General features: G+C 60.3%; 15 protein-coding genes. 4 read left to right on the top strand and 11 right to left on the bottom strand.

Annotated elements, in window-relative coordinates; genetic code table 11:
- Positions 1–220: 220 nt before the first annotated feature.
- Together typA and AC244Q_RS20975 are read right to left on the bottom strand one after the other, a co-directional pair.
- Entirely contained in the window at positions 221–2,041 is a 1,821-nt protein-coding gene (gene typA, locus AC244Q_RS20970; protein WP_012759331.1) for a translational GTPase TypA, read from the bottom strand.
- Between the two features lie 157 nt (positions 2,042–2,198).
- Complete coding sequence (locus AC244Q_RS20975) at positions 2,199–4,286, bottom strand: M3 family metallopeptidase (RefSeq protein ID WP_113546754.1); 2,088 nt, start codon at positions 4,284–4,286, stop codon at positions 2,199–2,201.
- 229 nt (positions 4,287–4,515) lie between these two features.
- Between AC244Q_RS20975 and AC244Q_RS20980 the strand changes: the two genes are divergently transcribed.
- Complete coding sequence (locus AC244Q_RS20980; protein WP_012759333.1) at positions 4,516–4,947, top strand: hypothetical protein; 432 nt, start codon at positions 4,516–4,518, stop codon at positions 4,945–4,947.
- Between the two features lie 26 nt (positions 4,948–4,973).
- On the opposite strand, the gene AC244Q_RS20985 is transcribed toward AC244Q_RS20980, so the two are convergent.
- The 5 genes from AC244Q_RS20985 to AC244Q_RS21005 all read right to left on the bottom strand — a co-directional run bounded on the left by AC244Q_RS20985 (position 4,974) and on the right by AC244Q_RS21005 (position 11,463).
- The gene (locus AC244Q_RS20985) at positions 4,974–5,615 is read right to left on the bottom strand and encodes a LysE family translocator (RefSeq protein ID WP_003543626.1); all 642 of its coding nucleotides are present in this window, start codon (positions 5,613–5,615) and stop codon (positions 4,974–4,976) included.
- A gap of 298 nt (positions 5,616–5,913) precedes the next feature.
- The gene (locus AC244Q_RS20990) at positions 5,914–7,866 is read right to left on the bottom strand and encodes an ATP-binding protein (protein WP_128406563.1); all 1,953 of its coding nucleotides are present in this window, start codon (positions 7,864–7,866) and stop codon (positions 5,914–5,916) included.
- Positions 7,863–8,465, bottom strand: a complete 603-nt coding sequence (locus tag AC244Q_RS20995) for a hypothetical protein (RefSeq protein ID WP_128406562.1) — start codon at positions 8,463–8,465, stop codon at positions 7,863–7,865. Before AC244Q_RS20995 ends, AC244Q_RS20990 begins: the two co-directional genes overlap by 4 nt.
- Positions 8,462–9,706, bottom strand: a complete 1,245-nt coding sequence (locus tag AC244Q_RS21000; RefSeq protein WP_128406561.1) for a dsDNA nuclease domain-containing protein — start codon at positions 9,704–9,706, stop codon at positions 8,462–8,464. Before AC244Q_RS21000 ends, AC244Q_RS20995 begins: the two co-directional genes overlap by 4 nt.
- A 533-nt stretch (positions 9,707–10,239) precedes the next feature.
- Positions 10,240–11,463 (bottom strand): argininosuccinate synthase, encoded by a 1,224-nt coding sequence (locus AC244Q_RS21005; RefSeq protein WP_011653876.1) that lies wholly within the window; start codon positions 11,461–11,463, stop codon positions 10,240–10,242.
- A 178-nt stretch (positions 11,464–11,641) separates the two neighbouring features.
- Here AC244Q_RS21005 and AC244Q_RS21010 point away from each other — a divergent pair, with 178 nt between their 5' ends.
- The 3 genes from AC244Q_RS21010 (at position 11,642) to AC244Q_RS21020 (ending at position 13,858) form a co-directional block, all read left to right on the top strand.
- Positions 11,642–12,493 carry an SDR family NAD(P)-dependent oxidoreductase gene (locus AC244Q_RS21010; protein WP_128406560.1) on the top strand — a complete coding sequence of 284 codons (852 nt, stop codon included), beginning with the start codon at positions 11,642–11,644 and terminating at the stop codon, positions 12,491–12,493.
- Positions 12,494–12,578: 85 nt separating this feature from the next.
- Positions 12,579–13,220: a LysE family translocator gene (locus tag AC244Q_RS21015; protein WP_128406559.1), complete on the top strand. Its 642-nt coding sequence runs from the start codon at positions 12,579–12,581 to the stop codon at positions 13,218–13,220.
- Positions 13,221–13,498: 278 nt separating this feature from the next.
- Positions 13,499–13,858, top strand: coding sequence for a hypothetical protein (locus AC244Q_RS21020; protein WP_128406558.1), 360 nt, complete (start codon positions 13,499–13,501; stop codon positions 13,856–13,858).
- Between the two features lie 132 nt (positions 13,859–13,990).
- Here AC244Q_RS21020 and AC244Q_RS21025 read toward each other — a convergent pair whose 3' ends face one another.
- The 4 genes from AC244Q_RS21025 to rlmN all read right to left on the bottom strand — a co-directional run bounded on the left by AC244Q_RS21025 (position 13,991) and on the right by rlmN (position 18,066).
- On the bottom strand, positions 13,991–14,785 hold the full coding sequence (locus AC244Q_RS21025; RefSeq protein ID WP_105007624.1) for an ABC transporter ATP-binding protein: 795 nt from the start codon (positions 14,783–14,785) through the stop codon (positions 13,991–13,993).
- Positions 14,782–15,660 carry an ABC transporter permease gene (locus tag AC244Q_RS21030; protein WP_011653881.1) on the bottom strand — a complete coding sequence of 293 codons (879 nt, stop codon included), beginning with the start codon at positions 15,658–15,660 and terminating at the stop codon, positions 14,782–14,784. Before AC244Q_RS21030 ends, AC244Q_RS21025 begins: the two co-directional genes overlap by 4 nt.
- Before the next feature lie 129 nt (positions 15,661–15,789).
- Positions 15,790–16,743 carry an ABC transporter substrate-binding protein gene (locus tag AC244Q_RS21035; protein WP_128406557.1) on the bottom strand — a complete coding sequence of 318 codons (954 nt, stop codon included), beginning with the start codon at positions 16,741–16,743 and terminating at the stop codon, positions 15,790–15,792.
- Positions 16,744–16,836: 93 nt separating this feature from the next.
- A complete protein-coding gene (gene rlmN / locus AC244Q_RS21040) occupies positions 16,837–18,066 on the bottom strand; it encodes a dual-specificity RNA methyltransferase RlmN (protein WP_128406556.1) in 1,230 nt (409 codons plus the stop codon).
- Positions 18,067–18,191 lie beyond the last annotated feature (125 nt).

Raw genomic sequence — 18,191 nt, forward strand, 5'->3', positions numbered from 1 at the left:
AACTAACCATATGCACAGAGGCATTGTGATCGATTGCCCACAGACTTGATATGTGGACGACGATCAAAAGTTAACGCTTTTTTAACGATTGTCACAAGACGGAATCGACGCGGCGCACAATAAAAAACCCCGGCGTGACGGCCGGGGTTTTGAAGGATTTCTCTCCAGCGCCGCGCCTCTTTTCGAGAGACCCAAGACGCTGCAGCACTTTGAATGGCGCTCAGAGCGCCGCCTTCGTCTTTTCGAAACGCTTGCGATCGTTTGCGTCGAGATACATCTTGCGCAGACGAATATTCTTCGGTGTCACTTCCATCAGCTCGTCATCCTGGATCCAGGAGAGCGCGCGATCAAGCGTCATGCGGATCGGCGGCGTCAGCTTCACCGCTTCGTCCTTGCCGGCGGCGCGGATGTTGGTGAGCTGCTTGCCCTTCAGGACGTTGACTTCAAGGTCGTTGTCGCGCGAATGGATGCCGATGATCATGCCGGCATAGACCTTTTCGCCCGGCTCGATGATCATCGGGCCGCGATCCTCCAAGTTGAACATCGCATAGGCGACGGCTTCGCCGGGAGCGTTTGCGAGCAGCACGCCGTTGACGCGGCCACCGATCACACCCTTGTAGGGCTGATAGTCGTGGAACAGGCGGTTCATGATCGCCGTGCCGCGCGTATCCGTCAGCAGCTCCGACTGGTAGCCGATCAGGCCACGGGTCGGTGCGTAGAAACGCAGGCGAAGGCGGTTGCCGCCCGACGGACGCAGCTCGACCATTTCAGCCTTGCGCTCGGACATCTTCTGCACGACGACACCGGAATGTTCTTCGTCGACGTCGACGACGACTTCTTCAACCGGCTCAAGAAGCTGGCCGTTTTCATCCTTGTGCATCACGACGCGCGGACGCGACACGGCAAGCTCGAAGCCTTCGCGACGCATGGTTTCGATGAGAACGGCGAGCTGAAGTTCGCCGCGGCCGGACACGTAGAACGAATCCTTGCCTTCGGCTTCTTCGATCTTCAGGGCGACGTTGCCTTCTGCTTCCTTGAAGAGACGGTCGCGGATGACGCGTGAAGTCACCTTGTCGCCTTCGGTGCCGGCCAGCGGGCTATCGTTGACGATGAAGGACATGGTGACGGTCGGCGGATCGATCGGCTGCGCCGGCAAAGGTATTGTGATCGAAGGATCGCAGAAGGTGTCGGCGACCGTGCCCTTGGAAAGACCGGCGATCGCGATAATGTCGCCCTGATGCGCTTCGTCGATTGCCGTGCGCTCGATGCCGCGGAAAGCGAGGATCTTGGAAATACGGCCGGTTTCGATCGTCTTGCCGTCGGCGTGGAGAACCTTCACGGCCTGGTTCGGCTTGATGGAACCGGAATTGATACGACCGGTGATGATGCGGCCGAGGAAGGGGTTGGCTTCGAGGATCGTGCCGATCATCGTGAACGGACCTTCGTGGACGGTCGGCTCCGGAACATGCTTGAGCACCAGGTCGAGAAGCGGCGTAAGACCCTGATCCTTCGGACCTTCCGGATTGACGTTCATCCAGCCGTCGCGGCCGGAACCGTAGAGGATCGGGAAGTCGAGCTGCTCGTCGGTCGCGTCGAGATTGGCGAAAAGATCGAAGACTTCGTTGATGACTTCTTCGTGGCGGCCATCCGGACGGTCGATCTTGTTGATCGCGACGATCGGACGAAGACCGACCTTCAACGCCTTGGAGACAACGAACTTCGTCTGCGGCATCGGGCCTTCAGAGGAGTCGACGAGAACGATCGCGCCATCCACCATCGAGAGAATGCGCTCGACCTCACCGCCAAAGTCGGCGTGGCCGGGGGTGTCGACGATGTTGATGCGGACACCCTTCCATTCCACCGAGGTCGCCTTGGCGAGAATGGTGATGCCGCGTTCTTTTTCGAGATCGTTCGAGTCCATCACGCGTTCAGCGACACGCTGATTTTCGCGGAACGAGCCGGACTGCTTGAGAAGCTCATCCACCAGGGTCGTTTTGCCATGGTCAACGTGCGCGATGATCGCGATATTGCGAAGTGACATATGTGAAATCTCTGAGGCTGGGGCGCACGCTCTAGAGGACGCGCCTATTAGTTTGGGGCGTCCATACAGTTTTTTTTGCGTTTGCGAAAGGGGGGAACGCGCAAAAGCTGCGGCAAGGCTGTCGCCCCGCCGCATGATAGCGTGTCATCAAATTGTCTTAGGCGTCGCTGCCTGTCAATTCCTCGAAGGTCGAAAGTCCCTTTTTGACAAGCATCGCATCCGGGCTCGGCAGCTTGCCGCGGAAGGCCTTGTATGCGTCTTCCGGATCGACCGAACCGCCGACGGAATAGATATTGTCCTTGAGCTTGCGCGCCATCTCGCCGTTGAAGGCGTCTCCCGTCTCCTCGAAGGCGGCAAAGGCGTCGGCGTCGAGCACTTCCGACCACATGTAGGAGTAATAGCCGGCCGAATAGCCGCCGGAGAAGATGTGCTGGAAGTGCGGCGTCGCATGGCGCATGACGATCGACTTCGGCATGCCGATTTCGGCCAGCACCTCGGCCTGCACCGCCATCGGGTCCTCGACGGCCGTTCTCGTATGAAACGCCATGTCGACCAGCGCCGACGAGGTGAACTCGACGGTATTGAAGCCGGCATTGAAGGTCCGGGCGGCAAGCACCTTGTCGAGCAGGGCCTGCGGCATCGGCTCGCCGGTTTCGACATGCACGGCGTAACGCTTCAGGATAGCGGGCACCGTCAGCCAATGCTCATAGAGCTGCGACGGCAGCTCGACGAAATCGCGCGAAACGCCGGTGCCCGCAACCGAGGGATAGGTGACGTTCGAAAGCATGCCGTGCAGCGCATGGCCGAATTCGTGAAACAGCGTGCGAGCATCGTCGAGCGACAGCAGCGCCGGCTTGCCTTCCGCAGGCTTGGCGAAGTTGCAGACATTATAGATGATCGGCAATTCGCCGTGGCGGCCGTTCTTCAGTTCCAGCCTGTGCTGCGATTGCAGCGAGCTCATCCAGGCGCCTGATCGTTTCGAACTGCGGGCGAAATAATCGCCGAGGAAGAGGGCGACGAGCTTGTCCTCGCGGTCCCTGATTTCGAACACCCTGACGTCAGGGTGATAGGCGGCCACGCCCTTCTTCTCGACGGCCCGGACGCCGAACAGCCGGCCGGCCACGTCGAAGCAGGCTTCGATGATCTTCTCGAGCTGCAGATAAGGCTTGAGCTCGGTCTCGGAGAAATCGAACTTCCGCGCCCGGATCTTTTCGGCATAGTGGCGCCAGTCCCAGGGCATCACCTCGTGGTTCCGGCCTTCCTCGGCAATCAGTGCCGCGATATCGATCTCCTCCTCGCCGGCGCGTTTCACCGCTCGCGCCCAGACAGCCCGCAACAAGCCGTTTACGGCCTCCGCCGTCTTCGCCATCGTATTGTCGAGCTTCAGCTCGGCGAAATTGCCGTAGCCCAGCAGCGTCGCCACCTGATGGCGCAGCGCCAGCGTTTCCCTGATGACGGCGCGATTGTCCGTCTCACCATCATTTTCACCGCGCGCCACCCACGCCTTGAAAGCCTGCTCGCGTAGATCACGGCGCTCCGAAAAGGTGAGGAACGGCTCGATGATCGAGCGTGACAGCGTCACCGCATATTTGCCCTCCTCGCCGCGTTCGCGCGCTGCCCCCGCCATCGCGTCGCGCAGGAATTCCGGCAGGCCCTCGAGCTCGGCGCCATCGGAAAGCACAAGTGCCCAGGCCTTTTCGTCGGCCAGCACGTTCTGGCCGAATTGCGTCCCGAGGCCGGCAAGCTTTTCATTGATCGTGGCGAGTTTTTCCTGCTCGGCCTTCTCAAGCTTGGCGCCCGATTTGACGAAGCCTTTCCAGTGGCGTTCCAGCACCCGTGTCTGTTCGAGCGTCAGGCCCAGGCTGTCGCGGCTCTCCCAGAGCGTGTCGATGCGGGCAAAAAGCGCTGCATTCATCCCGATCTTCGAATAGTGGCGCGACATCTTCGGCGAGATCTCCCGCTCCAGCGCCTGGATCACATCATTGGTATGCGCGCCCGCCTTGTTCCAGAATAGCGACGAAACGCGCGACAGTGCGTCTCCGGCAATCTCCAGCGCCACGACCGTATTGTCGAATGTCGGCGCATCGCCGTTTCCGGCAATCTCGTCGATCTCCCTTTCATGCGCGGCAAGTGCGGCTTCGAAGGCCGCGGCGAAATCGCCGTCGTTCAAGGCATCGAAACGCGGCAGACCGTGAAGACCGTCCCAGGTCACCAGCGCTGGATTGAAATCATGGAAAGAGGACATCGGGGAATTCCTTTTTGGCATGCAAGTGAATCGGCAATATAGGAGAGCCGTCGTAGAATTGGTATGTTGCCGGGAAGGACCTTTTGCCTCGCCTCGCAAATCCGGCGGGCGCCTGCCAAATCCGGTGGACAACAATTGATACGTGAAAATTAACCAATCGTTAACGATTGACGCGAATCACGCACAGACGCTAGTTTTCCGATGTTCTTCTTGTAAGGGGACATGCGCCATGGAAATTTTTTCTGTGCGGTCTTCTCAGAGTTTGCTTTTTAAAAACAATCCTAATAACGCAAAAAGTTCGAAGACCTCTGATATTCAAATCGAGACCAGAGCTCCCGCCCCGGCCTCGTTCCAGATCGAAGACGATGTTGGCGAAGGCCCGGATTTCACCGCGGTCAGCCCTGGAGAACTACGCAATTACGCACGCCAGAGTTTCGACAGCGGCCTGATCGATCAGAACACTTACGCCGCGATCTCCGAACCGCTGCCGATGCATGCTATCGATCCGCTCGGCAACATCGTCGATCTCTCCAGCGTGACCGACGGCACCAGCTTCAATTTCCTCGATTATTACAAGAACCAGCTGCAGGTCGCCATGTCGATCGGCGATGCCGACGAGGTCCAGACGCTGAAATCGATCGTCAATTTCCTGGATGGCTGATCGGGGCATGATGCCGAAAATCTAGGTCAGGCCTTGCGCCAGCCGAGCAGGCCGGGCGTTGCGTGCCAGAGCGCCTGAGCGGCAAATCCCATGAAAAGCACGCCGGAGCAGCGCACGATCAGCCGCTCATGGGCACGATAGAAGCGCCGCACCGTACCGGCGCCGATGATGCCGATCAGGATGATGTCGGCCGTCACGAAACCGACGAACGACACGACGAGCAGCACCGGCAACGCCTCGAAATCGAGCGCACCGGCCGAGCCTGCAACGAGTGCGGTGAAGGTGGCAAGCGCCACCGGATAACCCTTCGGATTGGTAACGCCGAAGATAAGACCGCGGCGAAACGGCCGCTCGACCACAACAAGCGCCTGCCCCTCCGCTTTCGGCTTGGCATTGACGGCGCTCCAGCCGATCCAGGCGAGGTAGAAGCCGCAGGCAAGGCCGAGCAGGTCGAAGACCAAGGTTCCTATCGTCTTTGCGCCGACGATCGCGATCAGCGCCAGCGACGACCAGATGAGATCCCCGACCAGATGCCCCATCATGAAGAAGGCGCCGGCCTTGCGCCCCTGCCCGGCGCCGATGCCGAGCAGCTGCAGAAAGGCGGGTCCCGGAATGAGCACGTAAAAGAGCGCCGCCAGAAAGGCGCCGAAGAGCAAAGACTGCGTCATGGAAATGCTCCGGAGGATGATGACAGCAGACTAAGCGATCACGGCCATCCGTCAAGGGTGGTGCGCTGCCACGAAGAGTGGGATCAGGTAGCAAACGCTACCGGGGCAGCTTTCGGGCCTGAAGTGAACACTGTTCGTTGTTGAAGGATGCGGCTGCTTTGCGCCTCATTTTTGGTCGTAGAAGTCTCTACATTCTGGTCCTGAACCCTCCATTGCAATCAAGTGCAGGGACACGGCTTGCTCTCGGCCAAGCATGCAGCGGCTGAAGTCATCCATTTCTTCGAGAGGCCACCTGTGGCTACTTTCCCCGGTAGTAGCGGATCAGCGGTTGGTGCTCGGCGCTGTCGGGCTGCATGTGACGGCTTAGTATATCGATTTCAAGGTTGGTCGGAGGCGCGAGAAACTCCTTATCGATCAGCACCATCTGGGTTTGAGCCAACTCGCCACTCTTCAACCCGTAGAGCATCCGATAGAAGCCTTCGAACTGGGCCCGATTTTCCCGTTCACTGATATTCTTCATTGGCGAATCAAGGATCAGTAGTTCAGGCAGTGGAGCGTGGAGGTGCGATGCGATACGATGCAGCGCGACTGCGAAACAGCATTTGAACAGCGTCTTCTTGCCGCCACTGCTAAGCGATGTGAAAGTCGAGGCCGTCAAGTCGGCAGGATCGTTGCTGTAGATCGATGGATAAAATGTGGGGGGCTCCAACATGACCCGATCGTTGCGCTGGATCCCGGGAACGCCGGCGAGGACAAGACAATCGATGAAATAGCCGGCGAACCGGTCCAAGCTCGACCTGTCCGATTCCGCCTGTGTCCGCGCTTCCTTGAGCGCTTCACGGGTCGATTGCTCCAGCGCTACAATCACTGCAAGCGCCTCGCGCTGCTCCTGAAGCATCTGCGGCAGCCGGAGCAGCCACTTAATGCTGTTCAGCTCAGCCTCGAGCGCCGCGCGTTCGCGCTCCTTAAGTAACGCCATCGATAGAAAGGCGGTGTCACGCTCAGCCATGACCCGGTTGAGCGCGGCTTCAATCCGTTGCTTTGCCTCAAGCTGCGCATTCTGCAGCACGCCGATCGCCTTCAGATTAACATCAATCGCTTTAATGGCGTCGGTAAGTTCCGCCTGTCGACTTGCAATGTCGACATCAAGGGCGTCGACTTCTGCGGGATCGGCCAGTTCTGCCAAGTCATCCTGCCCGCAGACCTCGCAGCAACCTTGCGGATGGTGCGGCAATTGCTGGGCGCACCGCGGGCATTCGGTGAACTTCACATCGCCGAGGATTTCCCTAGCCACCGCCGATCGCCTGAATTTTAGAGCGAGCATCTCGATTTCATTGCGGTGTCGAAGGTGACGGTCCCGCGTGGCCCGCAGTTCATCCGCATTCTCCTCGAGCGACGCAACCTGCGAACCCAAGAGCCGCGCCTGGGCCGACAGTTGATCGACGGCATGGGTGGTTTGCGTATCACGAAGCGCAACTCTCAACGCGGCTATCTCCGCGTTGGCAGCGGCTATCGCCGCGCGCAGCACGGTTTCACGCTCGTTAATCTGCTGCTCTGATCCGATCCCTACCTCGACCAGGGCACGGTTCAGACTTTCGATCGATGCGGCCCGCGCTGTTCGATTGGCGCGAAGCTGGTCAAGCTCCGCTTCGAGGTCTGCGACCCGCTCGTCATGGTAACCGATCACATAGCGAATCACGTCGCGACTCTTCAGGCGGAGGTAGAATTCCGCAGCCTCCTCGAGATGGAAGAACGAGCTGTCGATGTGATCCTGATCAAGATAGCAATACCAAAGGAGATCGCGGACCGTCAGCCGCACTGCTTTGCTGTCCTCCTTAATCTTGCTTTTACGAACGCGGGGAGGACTGACCCCCGAAAGCCAGAAGATGAGGTCTGAAAGCGTTTCGACGCCTGTTTCGGGAACGGCCTCGCCCGCCGCGACCCGCGCCGGAAGCACCGCCGAATAGGGGCTATCCTGAGTCTGCCAGGTCACAAAGACATTGCTGGCATCGCGCTGGCGCTCCACGGTCAGCGTCGACTGCTCGAGCTCGACGGTCAGTTTCGCGGAAAGGAACTCCGCCTGGAGCGCTGGGGAAAGCTGGATCGTGCCACCGAGGCAATAATCGACCAGTCGCGCGATGCTCGACTTACCGGCACCCATCTGGCCCCAGAAATATGTAACGTCCGAAAAGCTGATCCTTTCGTTGGCTTTGCGAAGGTTTAGATCCAGGGAGACGAGGTTGAATTTCATTGTGTGGCTTCCCCGTCGCTCGGCGCGGTGTCGGCGCCTGAAGCTATTTCCTCACCCCATTTCATGCCGGTGATCTCCGGGACGATCTGGTAGACAAAGTCCTTGAGCTTGGTCGCGGGCATTGCCCCGACCGCCTTCATGATGACGGTCCCGCGCGCAGCTAAATCCTGAAAATCAGGGCGTTCGGATAGGCCGTCGGCCAGCGCACGGCCAGTGTCGGTGAGGCCGATCTCGATCCTTCGCCCGCTCATCGAGAGCGAAATCAGGCCGCGCGCCGACAACAGGCTAAGCCAACGCCGGTAACGACCATCCCAAGGGCCATAGCGGAAGCGGATCATCTTCGTCTCTACCGTAGTGCGTTCGCGCGGCAGGACCGCTGCGCTCTCCGGCGGCTTTCCAAGGCTCAGCAAGGCGCGCTCCAGATACAGCGGATAACGCAGCAGAAAGTCGAGTTTCGCGAGCTTGGTAATGCCTTCGACCGGCTTCCCGTGACTCTTGCCGCGCTTGTCGGCGCTTCGCAGCAAGATAAGTAGACGGGCCAGATGGAGGCTGTCGGCGTTTTCGGCGTCGGCCGCCGCTTTGAGGACGGATAGGCTCATGTCCGTCCGCCCTGCACTGGGAAGCGCTCGCTCCACCAGATCCGGCACTCACTCGTCAGCAGGGCGGCGGTGCCCATCAAGACCTCATAGGGCTGTCCGCCGAGCAGCTCTTTGCGGTCGACCTCGAGTTTGCGAAGGCGAAGGGTGACCTCGTTGAACATCTTCTGCCCAAACGGCTGGCCTGGCGTTTTCGTACTCATATAGGCTTCAAGGCACTCGCCGTGGACGGCCTCCTCCACTTGCCGCAGTTGGTGGCCAGCAGCCCGGGGGTTTTTCGCCTGCTCCTCTAGAAAATGATATTCTGCGGCTTGCTCGCGCGCCTTCATATATTCGACAGTGTCGCCGATGCCCCCTTGTGCGAGCTTCTGTTCCAGCACGCCTTTCGGGCGCGACCCGTCGAGGCTGATGACCGGTTTTCCCTGATAGGCGACCGCCTGAGTGGTGACTGCCGGAGCCGCGATGACGACATCGGCGCACACGATCCGCTTGGACAGCAGGAAGGGGTCGGCGCTGCCACCGGACAGAAAGTCCCTCACATGACGATCAGGATCCGTAACGTGGATCGAAGCCGCTTTATGAAACATTGAGACAAGCCCATCGCGAAGGTCGGTCAGTTCGGACGTGGTCAGCGCGGCGCATTCAGCGAGCGTGCCGAGATGCTCATGTGCAAGGGACGCGTCAAATTCTTCCCGGGACGGCGCCTTGATAAACGACAGGCGCTTCAACACATCGAGCAAGCGCGGCGGCGCGGCGCCCAGTCCAGCAGCCAATTTGTCGAATGCCGTGCGATAGGGCTCCTTGATGTCACCCACAAACGCGCAACCCTTTACATGCGCGACCATGATACGCGGGCATCTTCCGCGCCGGACAAAATCGGTGCTTTCCGCTGTGATGCTGTCGATCTCTGAATTCGATACGAAAAAGAAGTCGCCAATCTGCTGGGGATAAGATTCAAGCAGGTCAACAAAACGCCCGATTGACCGAACCAACGCCGTCGACGTTAATGTCCAGGCACCGTTTTCGGGCTTGGATGTCTTCACCTGATAGCCGTCGAACAGGCCGTCAGACCGTTCAGCGAGGAAATCTTCATGATGTTCGCAATAAAGCGAGATATACCCAAGCGATCCGCGACGCACTGCCAGAAGCAAAACCACACCATATTGATGCTGGTACCGGAAATTCCGTTCGGTTTGATCGCCGGGGTCGTTGCTTCGGGTCTCCTCTATCCGCGGAGACGTCATCTTCTTTCCGCTTGATCCGCCATCACTCAAGTGTAGCGGCCTTGTTCATCGACTTCATGATTGCCCCTCGTCCCGCGTTAAGCTATCTACAACCTGCTTGCCCTGCAATAGCTTCATGTGTGTAGTCGCGGTTGTCAGACCGGGCCTATTTTCATGAGCATACGGGGACTTGGAGCTGTCGACGATGTGCTTGCGCCCGATCCAACTTAGAAGCCGTCGAACGAGCTGCGCGCGGCGCATCTGATAAGAGCAGACGTCCATGCCCGACCGCGGCATGGCTTGAATTAGTCACAAGCCGCCGACAACAGCGTCGGCCGACGAATGACGGCAAATTCGCTATCGCGTCCCAAACCTGCCAGACCGGTGTCGGCCCCGTAGCGGTCGTCTATCCAAGCCGAGCCGATGTCCGTTGTTGATGCAATCCGACCATCCAGAACGCTCTAAGAGTTTGGTGGCGTTTGCCACCTCACTCCACGAAAAAGCCCGCGCGGCAATGCCGGCGGGCTGATATCCGGTTCGAAGGTGAACCGTGATTATTTCACGAGGTTGCGCTTGGCGAGCGTGCGCAGGCGCAACGCATTGAGCTTGATGAAGCCGGCCGCATCCTTCTGGTCGTAGGCGCCCTGATCATCCTCGAAAGTGACGAGCTTGTCGGAATAGAGCGACTTGTCGCTTTCACGGCCGATGACCATGACATTGCCCTTGTAGAGCTTCAGCGTCACTTCGCCTTCGACATGCTCCTGGCTCTTGTCGATCAGCGCCTGCAGCATCTCGCGCTCCGGCGAGAACCAGAAGCCGTAATAGATCAGCTCGGCGTAACGCGGCATGATGTCGTCCTTGAGATGGGCGGCACCACGGTCAAGCGTGATCGATTCAATGGCGCGGTGCGCCGTAAGCAGGATCGTGCCGCCTGGCGTCTCGTAGACGCCGCGCGACTTCATGCCGACAAAACGGTTTTCGACGAGGTCGAGACGGCCGATACCGTTGTCGCGGCCATAATTGTTGAGCGCAGCCAGCAGCGTCGCCGGGCTCATGCGCACGCCGTTGATCGAGACCGCATCACCCTTTTCGAAGCCGACCTTGATGGTCGTTGCCTTATCGGGGGCTGCCTCAGGCGAAATGGTGCGCATATGCACATATTCAGGCGCCTCCTGGGAGGGGTCCTCGAGAACCTTGCCTTCGGACGAGGAATGCAGAAGGTTGGCATCGACCGAGAATGGCGCCTCGCCCATCTTGTCCTTGGCAACCGGGATCTGATGCTGTTCGGCAAAGGCCAGCAGATCCGTGCGGCTCTTGAACGCCCAGTCGCGCCACGGCGCGATGATCTTGATGTCGGGGTTCAGGGCATAGGCGGAGAGTTCGAAACGGACCTGGTCGTTGCCCTTGCCGGTCGCGCCGTGGGCGATCGCATCGGCGCCGGTCTTCTTGGCGATATCGATCAGATGTTTGGAAATCAACGGACGGGCGATCGACGTGCCGAGCAGGTAGACGCCCTCGTAGACGGCATTGGCACGGAACATCGGGAAGACGAAATCGCGCACGAATTCCTCGCGCACATCCTCGATATAGATCTCCTTGATGCCGAGCATCTCGGCCTTCTTGCGCGCCGGCTCCAGCTCTTCGCCCTGGCCGAGATCGGCGGTGAAGGTGACGACTTCGGCGCCGAGCTCCGTCTGCAGCCACTTCAGGATGATCGAGGTGTCGAGACCGCCGGAATAGGCGAGAACGACTTTCTTCACGTCTTTGTATGATGCCATGATGATGAGGTCCGTTGCATAAAAGGCCGGCGAAAACCCGGTGTCGCGGCACTTTTAGCGAGATTGGCGCGTGACGCAAGGCCAAGTGCGACGGTGATGGTGCCGATAGCGTTTGACAGGGCGAAAGCGGAGCCCATATTCGCCAGCGTCCGCAAATGCTCGAGGAGAGGCTGCCCCCGTGACGAATATTCAAGACATTTTCAAGAAGCCCAATGTTGCCGTCATCACCGGCGGCGCCTCCGGCATCGGTCTTGCCGCAGCGAGATATTTCGCCGGACGCGGCATGAGCGTCGCCATTGCCGATCTCGGCGGCGATCGGCTGGCCGACGCCGCCAACGAACTCAAGGCCATCGCCGGCGAGGAAAATGTGATGGCGGTCGAGACCGACGTCGCCAGCAGAGACTCGCTGGAAGCGCTCGAGCGCGCCGTGCTCCAGCGTTTCGGCCGTGTGCACGTGCTGATGAACAATGCTGGTATCGGCCCGGAAACCTCGATCTTCAGCCCGCAGGCGAACTGGGACAATATCTTCGCCGTCAACCTGATGGGCGTGATCAACGGCACGCGCACCTTCGGCCCGAAGATGCTGTCGCATGGCGAGCCGGGCCTGATCATCAACACCGGCTCCAAGCAGGGCATCACCACGCCGCCCGGCAACCCCGCCTACAACATCTCCAAGGCTGGTGTGAAAGTCTTCACCGAAGCATTGCAGCATGAGCTTCGCAATACCGAAGGCGGAAAGATCTCCGCCCATCTTCTGATCCCCGGCTTCGTGTTCACCGGCCTCACCAAGGGCGACCGCGCGGAAAAACCGGCCGCCGCCTGGACGCCGGAACAGACCGTCGATTTCATGGTCGAAAGCCTCGAACGCGGCGATTTCTATATTCTCTGCCCCGACAATGATGTGGCGCGTCCGGTCGACGAGCGCCGCATGCTCTGGGCGGCCGGCGATATCATTGAGAATCGTCCGCCGCTGTCACGCTGGCACAAGGACTACGCCGACAAGTTCAAGGCCTTCCTCGAACAGAAGTAATCGGTACCATCAGAAGGTTTGATTGGTAATTTTCTGAAAGCCGGGTAGGAGATCCCCAGATCCTTTCCGGCTTTCAGAGTGTGTCATGGATTTTCTGCCCAACCTGCCGACTCTTCTGGCCTTTGCCGCCGCGACGCTGCTGCTTGCGGCGACTCCTGGCCCCGACATGACGCTGTCGATCAGCCGCGCGCTCGCCCAGGGCAAGAAGGCGGCGCTCTTCGTTGTCGTCGGCACCAGCCTCGGCATCGTCGTCCACACCATGCTGGTCGCTTTCGGCATTTCGGCGCTGATCACCGCCTCGCCGACCGCCTTCCTGATCCTGAAGACCGGCGGTGCCGCCTATCTGCTCTGGCTGGCGGTACAGGCGATCCGTTTCGGTTCGAAGCTCACCGTCGCCAAGGTCGAGGAGCAGAAGGGCACGCCACTTTCCAACATCTCGTCGGGCTTCTGGGTCAATCTTCTGAACCCCAAGGTCATCATCTTCTTCATGACCTTCCTGCCGCAATTCGTCAGCGCCGGCGATCCGGCCGTCACCCAAAAGCTACTCTTTCTCGGCTTCTGCTTCATCCTGATCGGCATGCCGGTCAATGCCAGCGTCGTCTTTGCCGCCGACTGGCTGGCCTCCTGGCTGCAGAACAACAAGAAAGTGCTGCGCGGCATGGACTATACCTTCGCCGGCGTCTTCTCGGTCTTCGCTGCGAAGATCCTGCTCACCCAGGCGAAATAGCCCGCGGTCGGCTTATCGATCCGCCCGCGGTCGGTTGATCGATCCGCCCGAGGTCGTGAAACGATCCGCCGCCAGCTACACCAATATTCGCGAGACGCCACGCCGGAGCAGGCTGTGACCGCGAATTTCGTCATCTTCCAAATTTATTCCATGCCTTTCGCGCGATTACTTGTGATCAACATATGATCGTAAGTCGGCAATTGTGGCTAGGCCACGCCACCTTCGCTGCCCACATATCCTTTACGGCTCACGAAGAGCTAGCTTGAAAGGATAAGTCCTTGATTACGTTACGCAATATCATAACGGCAGGAGTTGTTGCGCTGACGTTTGCCGCCACGTCCCTTACAGCGACAACGCCTGCCTTGGCTCACGGCGGCAGAGGCCATGGCGGCTTCTCGCGCGACGGCGGCCACTTCGACGGTGGTGCGCATATGGGCGGCGGCAATTTCGCCGATCGCGGCTTCGGAGCGCATCATTTCGGCGGAGCCGGCCATTTTGGCGGACATCGCGACGGCCGTTTCGCCTTCCACGATAGAAATCGTCTGTTCTTCGGCGATGACGACTATGACCCGGAACAGTGCCAGCCGGAATGGCTCAACCAGTACGGCCATCGCGTGCTGGTGGAAGTCTGCTCTTGATGACGGTCCCCCTGGCCTCTGAGGACAATCCGCCGCGGTCGGTTGATCGATCCGCTCGCGGTCGGTTGGCCGATCCGCCCCCGCGGTCGTGAAACGATCAGCTGCCCGCTAACCGATCAGCCCGCTGTCGGCCTAGCCGATCAGCAACGCGTCATCATCCAACGTCTGGCCGCGCATCTTGCGGAACATCGCGATCAGGTCCTCGACCTGCAATGTCTTGCGGCTGTCGCCGGCGACATCGAGCACGATCTCTCCGCCATGCAGCATCACCGTCCGGTGGCCGTAGTCGAGCGCCTGGCGCATCGAATGCGTCACCATCAGCGTCGTCAGCTTGCGCTCGGAAACGATCTTCTGGGTCAGGCCCATGATGAATTCCGCCATGCCGGGGTCAAGCGCCGCCGTATGTTCGTCGAGCAGCAGCACCTCCGAGCCCGCCAGCGTCGCCATGACGAGCGAGACCGCTTGGCGCTGGCCGCCGGAAAGCAGGTCCATGCGGTCCTTCATGCGGTTCTCCAGCCCGAGATTGAGCTCGGCGATCCTCTCGCGAAAATGGTCGCGCCGTTTTGCGCCAAGCGCCGAAACGAGCCCGCGCCGTTCGCCGCGACGCGCCGCAAGGGCCAGGTTCTCCTCGATCGACAAGGCACCGCAGCTTCCGGTCAGCGGGTCCTGGAAGACACGGGCGACAAGTCCGGCGCGCGCCGCCGTCGTCTTGCGCGTCACGTCGCTATTGCCGATCAGCACCTGCCCTTCGCTTGCCAGCACATCGCCGGCGAGCACGCCGAGCAGCGTCGATTTGCCGGCGCCGTTCGAGCCGATGACGGTGACGAAGGAGCCTTCCTCGATCGTCAGGCTGACACCCGAGAGCGCCTGCTTCTGCAGCGGCGTGCCGCGCCCGAAGACGACCTTGATGTTCTTGAGGTTGATCACGACGCGGCACCTCCGCGCAAACGGGGAAGGATGAGCGCCACGGTCACCAGCACGGCCGTGACGAAATTGAGGTCGGACGCCTGCAGGCCGATGACGTCGCTCGAAAGCGCCAGCTGGATCGCGATGCGATAGAGGATCGAGCCGAGCACGCAGCCGATCAACGCGATCAGCAGACCGCGCCGCCCGAGCAGCGTCTCGCCGATGATGACGGCAGCCAGACCAACGACGATCGTGCCGACGCCCGAGGTGACGTCGGCAAAGCCGTTCGTTTGGGCAAACAGCGCACCGCCGAGCGCCACCAGCGCATTGGAGATCGCCATGCCGAGATAGATCTGCCGGCTGGTATCGACGCCCTGGGCCCGCGCCATCCTTGCATTGGCGCCGGTCGCCCGCATTGCCAGCCCCGCATCACTCTCCAGGAAACGCCAGACCAGGATGAGCGCGATGACGACCAGAACACCGACGAAGAGCGGCCGGACGTAGAAATCGCGAAGGCCGTGGCCGAAGAACGGGCTGATCATCGTGTCGGCATTGATGAGGGCGACATTGGGTTTGCCCATCACGCGCAGATTGACGGAAAACAGTGCGATCATCGTCAGGATCGAGGCGAGCAGGTTGAGGATCTTGAAGCGCACGTTGAGCAGCGCCGTCACCATGCCGGCAGCGGCGCCGGCTGCCATGGCGATCAGAGCCGCAAGCCAGGCATTGACGCCGGCAATGATCAGCACGGCCGTCACCGCCGCGCCAAGCGGAAAGGAGCCATCGACCGTCAAGTCGGGGAAATCCAGAACACGGAAGGCGAGATAGACGCCGAGAGCGACGAAGGAATAGACCAGTCCGAGTTCGACGGCCCCCCAGAATGCGATTTGGCTCAAGGCTTCCGCCCCTCTTCTGTCCGTTTCCGCTCCGCGCCCTGCGCGAAACATCAGGCTTTTAATACCATCAGCCGCCCCCGTGTGGAACGGGAGCGGCTGCAAACTCGATCAGCGACGGCAGTCGCCTTGTTATTCGATGACTTTGGTAGCGCGGGAAAGCACGCTCTGCGGCAGGGTGACGCCCATCTTCTCGGCCGCAGCCTTGTTGACGACGAGGTCGCTGCCGGCGGCAGTCTTGACCGCGATGTCGCCCGGGTTCTCGCCCTTCAGCACGCGCACGACGATCTCGCCGGTCTGCTTGCCGACATCATAATAGTTGAAGCCGAGGGCGGCGATCGAGCCACGCGAAACCGAATCCGTATCGGCGGTAAAGAGCGGCAGCTTGCTCTCCTCGGCCACCGCGACAGCGCCTTCGAGCGCGGAGATGATCGTGTTGTCGGTCGGAATGTAGATCACATCGGCGCGGCCGACGAGCGCGCGTGTCGCACCCTGGACCTCGGCCGATTTGGTGGCAGCCGATTCGACTACCTTCAGGCCAGCCTTTTCGGCTTCAGCTTTCAACACGGCGAGCAGCGAAACGGAATTCGCCTCGCCGGAATTGTAGAGATAGCCGATGGTTTTCGCATCGGGCAGGATTTCCTTGATCAGCGCCAGGTGCTCGGCGACCGGCGACATATCGGAAAGGCCGGTGACATTGCCGCCGGGCTTGTCCATGTTCTTGACGAGCTGGGCGCCGAGCGGATCGGACACGGCCGTGAAGACGACAGGAATGTCGCGCGTCGAGGAGACGACGGCCTGGGCCGAGGGTGTCGAGATCGGCACGATGACATTGGGCTCGTCGCCGGCGAACTGGCGGGCGATCTGGGCCGCCGTCGCCGGATTGCCCTGCGCCGATTCGAACACGAATTTCAGGTTCTCGCCTTCCTTGTAGCCGGCGGCCGTCAGCGCATCGAGAACGCCCTTGCGCGCCGCATCCAGCGCCGGATGTTCGACGATCGCCGTCACGGCGACGGTGACATCATCGGCCTTTGCGGGCAGGGAAAGGGCCAAAGTGGCGGCAAGAGCGAGCAAAATCGGGCGCATGGGTATCCTCCTGAATGATTTTGGGGGCACTTTTAGGAAAAGTGCCCCCTGAAATCAATCGCGGAGAATTGTAGCGAGGATCAAACTTGCTGATCAGTCGTCGGCGCCATGATTGGCGATCATCATCGCCTCGAAGGCCAAACGATCGGTCTTGCGCATGCGTTCCGACTCCGATTTCAGCTGGCCGCAGGCGGCAAGAATGTCGCGACCGCGGGGTGTGCGGATCGGCGAGGCATAGCCTGCCGAATTGATGAAATCGGCGAACTTCTCGATCTGCTCCCAGTCCGAACACTGGTAATTGGTGCCGGGCCACGGATTGAACGGAATGAGGTTGATCTTTGCCGGCACGCCCTTCAGGAGCTTGATCAGCCCCTTGGCGTCTTCCAGGCTGTCGTTGACATCCTTCAGCATCACATACTCGAAGGTGATGCGCCGTGCGTTCGAAAGGCCAGGATAGGTCCGGCAGGCTTCGATCAGCTCCTTCAGCGGATACTTCTTGTTGATCGGCACCAGAAGGTCGCGCAGATCGTCGCGCACCGCATGCAGCGAAATCGCCAGCATGACGCCGATTTCCTCGCCGGTGCGGAAGATCTCCGGCACAACGCCAGAAGTAGAAAGCGTCACGCGGCGCCTGGACAGCGACAGGCCGTCACCATCCGTGGCGATCAGCAATGCCTGTTTGACGGCATCGAAGTTATAAAGCGGCTCACCCATGCCCATCATGACGATGTTGCTGACCTTGCGGCCCTCGGCAGGCATGATCGTGCCCTGCGGCGCTTCACGGTCCGGGAAATCCCCAAGCCGGTCGCGGGCAAGCAGCAGCTGCGAAAGAATTTCCTCCGCCGTCAGGTTGCGCACCAGACGCTGCGTCCCGGTATGACAGAAGGAACAGGTGAGCGTGCAGCCGACCTGGCTGGAAAGACAGAGCGTACCGCGGCCCTCTTCCGGAATGTAGACGGCCTCGATCTCGACTGGACGCCCGGCGCCGCGGGCGGGAAAGCGCAGCAGCCATTTACGCGTGCCGTCGTTGGAGACCTGCTCCTCGACGATCTCGGGACGTTCGATGGTGAAATGCTGCTTCAGCATCTCCCGCATGTCCTTGGCGACATTCGTCATATGGTCGAAGTCAGAGACCCCGCGCACATAGATCCAGTTCCAGAGCTGCGAGACGCGCATCTTGATCTGCTTCTCGGCCACACCCTTTTCCCGGAGTGCCGCCCCCATCTCCTCGCGTGACAGCCCGATCAGGGACGGCTTCTCGAAGCCGGAAGCGGCACGAGGCGCCTGAGGCGTGATGACATCAATCGCATCCATGACGGACATAGTCTTTCATCCCGAATTCGAACACGTAACCGCCCCGCAAACCCTGCGAACTTCAGGGCTGAGCCGGAAGACTGGCGGGTGCATGACGGCACATTGGCAGAAATTGAATGGCGGAACGGCGACTG

Source organism: Rhizobium sp. CB2179 (assembly GCF_057653455.1).

Coding starts and splice junctions, on each gene's coding strand:
- AC244Q_RS21035 (WP_128406557.1), bottom strand. CDS start 16,743: ATGCGCCCGATTTTGCTCGCTCTTGCCGCCACTTTGGCCCTTTCCCTG.
- AC244Q_RS20980 (WP_012759333.1), top strand. CDS start 4,516: ATGGAAATTTTTTCTGTGCGGTCTTCTCAGAGTTTGCTTTTTAAAAAC.
- AC244Q_RS20985 (WP_003543626.1), bottom strand. CDS start 5,615: ATGACGCAGTCTTTGCTCTTCGGCGCCTTTCTGGCGGCGCTCTTTTAC.
- AC244Q_RS21000 (WP_128406561.1), bottom strand. CDS start 9,706: ATGACGTCTCCGCGGATAGAGGAGACCCGAAGCAACGACCCCGGCGAT.
- AC244Q_RS20995 (WP_128406562.1), bottom strand. CDS start 8,465: ATGAGCCTATCCGTCCTCAAAGCGGCGGCCGACGCCGAAAACGCCGAC.
- typA (WP_012759331.1), bottom strand. CDS start 2,041: ATGTCACTTCGCAATATCGCGATCATCGCGCACGTTGACCATGGCAAA.
- AC244Q_RS21015 (WP_128406559.1), top strand. CDS start 12,579: ATGGATTTTCTGCCCAACCTGCCGACTCTTCTGGCCTTTGCCGCCGCG.
- AC244Q_RS21005 (WP_011653876.1), bottom strand. CDS start 11,463: ATGGCATCATACAAAGACGTGAAGAAAGTCGTTCTCGCCTATTCCGGC.
- AC244Q_RS20990 (WP_128406563.1), bottom strand. CDS start 7,866: ATGAAATTCAACCTCGTCTCCCTGGATCTAAACCTTCGCAAAGCCAAC.
- AC244Q_RS20975 (WP_113546754.1), bottom strand. CDS start 4,286: ATGTCCTCTTTCCATGATTTCAATCCAGCGCTGGTGACCTGGGACGGT.
- rlmN (WP_128406556.1), bottom strand. CDS start 18,066: ATGTCCGTCATGGATGCGATTGATGTCATCACGCCTCAGGCGCCTCGT.